This is a genomic window from Nostoc sp. CALU 546, from assembly GCF_048836525.1.
In genome coordinates this window covers 16,889-22,175 of sequence record NZ_JAWJTF010000134.1, presented here as the reverse complement: position 1 = coordinate 22,175, position 5,287 = coordinate 16,889, and the positions used below count along the sequence as shown (strand labels likewise).

7 protein-coding genes are annotated in these 5,287 nt (G+C 40.6%); 5 read left to right on the top strand and 2 right to left on the bottom strand.

The features are described 5' to 3' along the window. Nucleotides 1–302 precede the first annotated feature (302 nt). Nucleotides 303–698 (top strand): hypothetical protein, encoded by a 396-nt coding sequence (locus tag RRG12_RS38085; RefSeq protein WP_069074826.1) that lies wholly within the window; start codon nucleotides 303–305, stop codon nucleotides 696–698. Nucleotides 699–978: 280 nt separating this feature from the next. After that, complete coding sequence (locus RRG12_RS38080) at nucleotides 979–1,344, top strand: hypothetical protein (RefSeq protein ID WP_141699928.1); 366 nt, start codon at nucleotides 979–981, stop codon at nucleotides 1,342–1,344. Nucleotides 1,345–1,572: 228 nt separating this feature from the next. Here RRG12_RS38080 and RRG12_RS38075 read toward each other — a convergent pair whose 3' ends face one another. Continuing rightward, nucleotides 1,573–1,926 carry a Spx/MgsR family RNA polymerase-binding regulatory protein gene (locus RRG12_RS38075; RefSeq protein ID WP_069074828.1) on the bottom strand — a complete coding sequence of 118 codons (354 nt, stop codon included), beginning with the start codon at nucleotides 1,924–1,926 and terminating at the stop codon, nucleotides 1,573–1,575. Nucleotides 1,927–1,933: 7 nt separating this feature from the next. Next, complete coding sequence (locus RRG12_RS38070; RefSeq protein ID WP_420762777.1) at nucleotides 1,934–2,074, bottom strand: hypothetical protein; 141 nt, start codon at nucleotides 2,072–2,074, stop codon at nucleotides 1,934–1,936. A 116-nt stretch (nucleotides 2,075–2,190) separates the two neighbouring features. Between RRG12_RS38070 and RRG12_RS38065 the strand changes: the two genes are divergently transcribed. The 3 genes from RRG12_RS38065 to RRG12_RS38055 all read left to right on the top strand — a co-directional run bounded on the left by RRG12_RS38065 (nucleotide 2,191) and on the right by RRG12_RS38055 (nucleotide 5,230). Further along, nucleotides 2,191–2,949, top strand: coding sequence for an ATP-binding cassette domain-containing protein (locus tag RRG12_RS38065; protein ID WP_420762776.1), 759 nt, complete (start codon nucleotides 2,191–2,193; stop codon nucleotides 2,947–2,949). Then, nucleotides 2,946–3,578, top strand: a complete 633-nt coding sequence (locus RRG12_RS38060) for an ABC transporter permease (protein WP_084227410.1) — start codon at nucleotides 2,946–2,948, stop codon at nucleotides 3,576–3,578. Before RRG12_RS38065 ends, RRG12_RS38060 begins: the two co-directional genes overlap by 4 nt. A 749-nt stretch (nucleotides 3,579–4,327) precedes the next feature. After that, a complete protein-coding gene (locus tag RRG12_RS38055; protein WP_069073985.1) occupies nucleotides 4,328–5,230 on the top strand; it encodes a glycine betaine ABC transporter substrate-binding protein in 903 nt (300 codons plus the stop codon). Nucleotides 5,231–5,287 lie beyond the last annotated feature (57 nt).

Sequence of the window (5,287 nt, the reverse complement as noted above, 5' to 3'; positions counted from 1 at the left end):
ATGAGCAATGTGCTTTACCCTACCCACGTATTTGTATCATTATTAAAGTGAAATGGTATTAGGACATTTTGAAAACACCAAGGCTAGGAATAGTAATACTTTTACCTCCTGCCTCCTGCCTCCTGCCTCCTGCCATAACTTAAATAATTATTCCTATAAAAATCAACATCTAGTGATGAGATACCGGAAAATTACTGGTATTACCTGAAAAGTTTATCAAAAAAAATTGTGAGTTCCCCTGAACCGGAATGTGGTTTAACTAAGGCAAGCTAGCTCTAGAAGTATCTTAAAGAAATAAATTTATGTCTCGTCTAAAACGCACATCCCGCATTTTAGAAAAAGCTCAGTTAAGATCCGCCGGACTAAAGTCGATTGTTCCAAGCATTAAATTTGATGAAAATCATAATCTGGAAAAAATGATTGAGTCAATTGAGCAATTACGTAACAAACTTGATGTTTATAATACTGCTCTGTCTGTGGTTGACTCTTCTAGAACTGAAATTGAAGAAATGGAAAAAAATTTGAGTCAGCTTTCTGAGAAAATGCTGATGGTTGTTGCAATCAAATACGGCAAAGACAGCCGTGAATATGAGATGGCGGGTGGTGTTCGCAATAGCGATCGCATCCGCAAAATCAGATCAAGCCGCTTGAAAAATGTTGCAGAACAAGCCTCAGATGAGAATAATAAAACTGCATAGTTGTAGGAAATATGCCCTGCCCTGAGTGAGTTAGAAAGAAATCCTCATGTAGAGACGCGATTTATCGCGTCTTAAAAAAAACAATCATCTACACCAATAACCCTTAACTAAAGCGTAGTAGGAGATAGATAACGGGAAAAGTCAGTGTGTGGATAATATCTGCTAATATAAGTACTTTAATTACATTTGCACTAATCAAATTTGTAAATCCTGAACTATATAATTACTCAACTTAAGTATTAAATAAATAGATTACCAATAGTTTAGGAAAAGCAAAAACGTGAATCGTTTCAAAAAGCTATCCTCAATTGCGTTCCTGTTATTAGCCTTCATTTATCCGCCTGCTTTGGCTGAAGCTAAGGATAATACTCTAAATCATGTTCTCAATGAACAGAGTATTGACGCACAGACAAATTTAGTTGGAGAGCAAAGTGAAGAACTTTTGTTAGCTCACCGACGGAATCGACGACGTTATCATAGACGGCAACGAAGTGGAAGATATTATTATCAACGCCAGCGAAATCGACGACATCATTATAGACGACGCTATCGTTCCATACGTTATAAAGGACAACGATATCGTCGTGGAGAATGGGAACTTGTGCGTGATCGTCATGGACGATTAATGTATGATTGGCAGCGTTAATAGTAAAACTTACACCCAATTCTTCCAGAGAATCTTTACGCGTAAATCCTAATTTAGACAGACTTGTTTGAGATAAGTAAAATTATTGAAAATGGGAAAAACTAAACTATATGAAGAAAATTAACTAGGCTAAAACCCTCTTTAATCCTAGCTTCTGTCCTTCGGCTTGGTGCAGCAACATAATTGATAATTTAACCCCAATCTCACTGTTAGAGCGTTGCTCCCTGACTAAAATCCTAATTTTTCTTGAACTACTGCTTCATCTTTAAAGCCGACTAGCACAGCTGTTCCATCTTTGACAAAAAGTGGACGTTTGAGAAGCATTGCATCGTGAGTGAATGCGTCAATCCACTGTTCATCAGTCCAAATCTTTTTTTGATCTCCTAAAGCGCGGTAGGATTGGCCAGAGGTATTTCGCATGGGAGCAAAACCCAAAGACTTTACCCAGTTTTGAATCATCTCATGGGTTGGCGGTATATCTTTGGTGTTGATAAACTCATAGTCAATGTTGTTGTGTTGGAGCCACGTTAAAGCTTTTTTGCAAGTGCTGCAATTGGGAATTCCGTAGACTTGAATAGACATAAAACAATTAAACAACAATCTCCATATATGACATAGCTGGTGTAACTTCTGCAATCCTCCTGTCTTTGAATCTCTGCGGCAAAAATACAAAGACGCGATAAATCGCCGTCTCTACAATAATCAGTTTGTTGTAGAGACGGCGATTCATCGCGTCTCTTGCCTTAGCAATTCATCGAGTCTCTCACCTTAACCAAACAGCATTGGTTAGCACGCCAGCAAAATCAGCACATAATACATACAGCTAGCGTCCACCAAAAGCCACCCATGCAGCAAAATAACCAAACCGCCGTTGAATTCCGCGATGTTACCTTTAGCCGCAATCATCGCCCCTTGGTGTCAAATCTCAATTTCACCATCCGCCAAGGGGAAGCACTGGTATTACTTGGGCGCAGTGGTAGCGGCAAAACCACCACAATGAAATTAATTAATCGCCTATTTACACCTACACAAGGCGAAGTTTTATTTGATGGCATTCCCACAACTCAGTGGGATGAAATTAAACTGCGGCGAAAAATTGGTTACGTCATTCAAGAAATTGGTTTATTTCCCCATTTTACAGTTGAACGCAATGTGGGTTTAGTTCCTTCTTTGGAAGGTTGGCAATCTAAACAAATTAAAACGCGGGTTTATGAGTTGCTGCAATTGGTAGGCTTAGAACCAGCACAATTCGCCGGACGTTACCCGCACGAACTTTCGGGAGGACAAAGGCAAAGAGTCGGGGTAGCCAGGGCTTTAGCGGCAGATCCGCCTGTGTTGTTGATGGATGAACCCTTTGGCGCACTTGATCCAATTACGCGCTTAGAATTGCAACAAGAGTTTCGGCATTTGCAGCAAGAGTTAGGCAAAACTGTTGTTTTCGTCACCCACGATATCCAAGAAGCCTTGGTTTTGGCATCAAGAATTGGTTTAATGTATGGCGGAGAATTGGTAGTATTGGGGACAACAGATGAATTTATGCGATCGCAACACCCAGAAAGTCTCGCCTTTCTTCAATGTCTGCGTTCCCTGCAAGATACTCTATGAAAAATTTCTTCCTCGTTAAGTATGCCCCAGAAATTCTTCAGCATACTCTCGAACACCTATTTTTAGTAGGCATTGCCATTGGAATTGCCATACTTGTAGGCATTCCATTAGGTATTTTAATTACACGTAAAACTTATCTCCGCCAACCAATTCTTGGCATAGCGAATATTCTCCAAACTATTCCTAGTTTGGCACTGTTTGGCTTACTGATTCCTGTTCCGATAATTGGCGGAATTGGTGCAGTACCAGCAATTGTTGCCCTGACTGTATATTCATTGCTGCCGATAATTCGTAACACTTACACAGGTATTACTGGCGTCGATCCAGCAATTCGGGAAGCTGGGAGAGGAATGGGGATGACAGATAGACAGTTGTTATTGCAAGTTGAGATTCCCTTGGCAATGGGAGTAATTTTAGCAGGAGTGCGAGTAGCAACAGTAATTGCTATTGGTATTGCAACTATTGCAGCAGCAATTGGTGCTGGTGGTTTGGGAGTGTTTATTTTTCGTGGGATATCTGTTGTAAATGATCAGCTAATTTTAGCTGGTGCAGTTCCGGCGGCAGGAATTGCATTACTGGCTGACTTTGCAATTGGCTGGATGGAGAATAAATTAAAAATTAAAAGTTAACTATGTCCGCCAGATTACGTCCGCCAGATTACGTCCGCCAGGGATTGTAAATCCCTGTCTCATAGCTAAAGTCCTCTGAAGAGGACTAAAGAGCGCGGAAAATTTTCAGTCTACTTCAGAGGTTGTTTGAAAAGTCCTCTTGTCGGTATCAAAAGTTTTAGATCCCCCTAAATCCCCCTTAAAAAGGGGGACTTTGACTCCAGTTCCCCCCTTTTTAAGCTACGGTGTACACACAAGTCGTTTTGACCCCCTCTAACTCCCCCTTGGCAAGGGCTACGGTGTACACACAAGTCGAATTACCCCCCTTAATCCCCCCTTGCCAAGGGGGGAAATAGAAAATCCAGTTCCCTCCCCTTTGCAAGGGGAGGGTTAGGGTGGGGTAATCCGACAGACTGGTTGTGATTCTATAACTTGTGTGTACACCGTAGCCTTTTTAAGGGGGGTTAGGGGGGATCAAAAGTGCCTAAAGTTACAGAGAGAAACTTTTCAAACATCCTCTCAGTAGACTTGAGCAATTAGTCTCTGAATTATATTCTCTGGCGGGTGAACAACACCTAATCAGTACGCTATTTTTGGCTTAAGTTGACACGCATGAGCAATGTGCTTTACCCCTACAGCTGACCATCGAAGAACGATTAATAAAAGGCTGAAACGACCCATTCTCGTATATTCATACGATGAGTTGTACAGTGCGTAAGTCCTATACTTGTAATACATCTTCTAAAATCTAATTTATATAATGACCTCTCATGAAAAGATTTTTAGCACTTTGTTTTTTAACTTTTGCCTTGTTATTGGTAATCACTAGCTGTACGCCAAATTCAAATAGTAATAACGGTGGCAATATTATTCTTGCTTCCAAAGATTTTACTGAACAAGATATTTTAGGTGAACTATTAGCACAGCAAATTGAGGCGACAACTAATTTAAAAGTAGATCGTCGCCCTCGTTTGGGTGGTTCTTTTGTTTGTCATAGTGCTATTACTGCTGGCAAAATCGACGCATATATTGAGTATACAGGCACAGCTTTTACTGGAATTTTAAAGCAAAAAGCAGTTAATGACCCCAAAGAAGTTTATGAAAGATTAAAACAAGCATACTCCCAGCAATTCAATCTGGAAGTGATGCCAAGCTTGGGTTTTGAAAATACTTTTGCAATGATTATCCGGGGTGAAGATGCCAAGCGCAACAACATTGAAACTCTCTCTCAAGCTACTCAATATACACCAAAGTGGCGTGGCGGTTTCGGTTATGAATTTTTAGAACGAGAAGATGGTTTTCCAGGATTAGCTAAAACTTACGATTTACGTTTTGCCAAATCTCCTCAAATTATGGACTTGGGTTTAATATATCGTGCTTTGATTCAAAAACAGGTGGATATGGTGGCGGGTAATTCTACTGACGGACAAATTTCGCGCTTGGGTTTATTTGTACTCAAGGATGATAAAAAGTATTTTCCACCTTATGAAACAGTGCCTATTGTCCGACAAGAAATATTAAAAAAGTATCCTGAATTAAGAACTGCGATCGCCTCACTTGCTGGAAAAATTTCGGCAGATGAAATGCGACAGTTAAATTATTTAGTTGAGGGAGAATTACGTGATATTAAAGATGTTGTCCAGGAGTTTCGGAAATCAAAGAGATTAAATTGAAGGAGGCAGGAGGCAGGAGGCAGGGGGCAGGGGGCAGAGGGCAGGGGGCAGGGGGCG

What these genes read in the sequence shown, in the direction of transcription:
- RRG12_RS38085 (WP_069074826.1), top strand. Translation starts at nt 303, where the DNA reads ATGTCTCGTCTAAAACGCACATCCCGCATTTTAGAAAAAGCTCAGTTA.
- RRG12_RS38075 (WP_069074828.1), bottom strand. Translation starts at nt 1,926, where the DNA reads ATGTCTATTCAAGTCTACGGAATTCCCAATTGCAGCACTTGCAAAAAA.
- RRG12_RS38070 (WP_420762777.1), bottom strand. Translation starts at nt 2,074, where the DNA reads ATGAATCGCCGTCTCTACAACAAACTGATTATTGTAGAGACGGCGATT.
- RRG12_RS38065 (WP_420762776.1), top strand. Translation starts at nt 2,191, where the DNA reads ATGCAGCAAAATAACCAAACCGCCGTTGAATTCCGCGATGTTACCTTT.
- RRG12_RS38060 (WP_084227410.1), top strand. Translation starts at nt 2,946, where the DNA reads ATGAAAAATTTCTTCCTCGTTAAGTATGCCCCAGAAATTCTTCAGCAT.
- RRG12_RS38055 (WP_069073985.1), top strand. Translation starts at nt 4,328, where the DNA reads ATGAAAAGATTTTTAGCACTTTGTTTTTTAACTTTTGCCTTGTTATTG.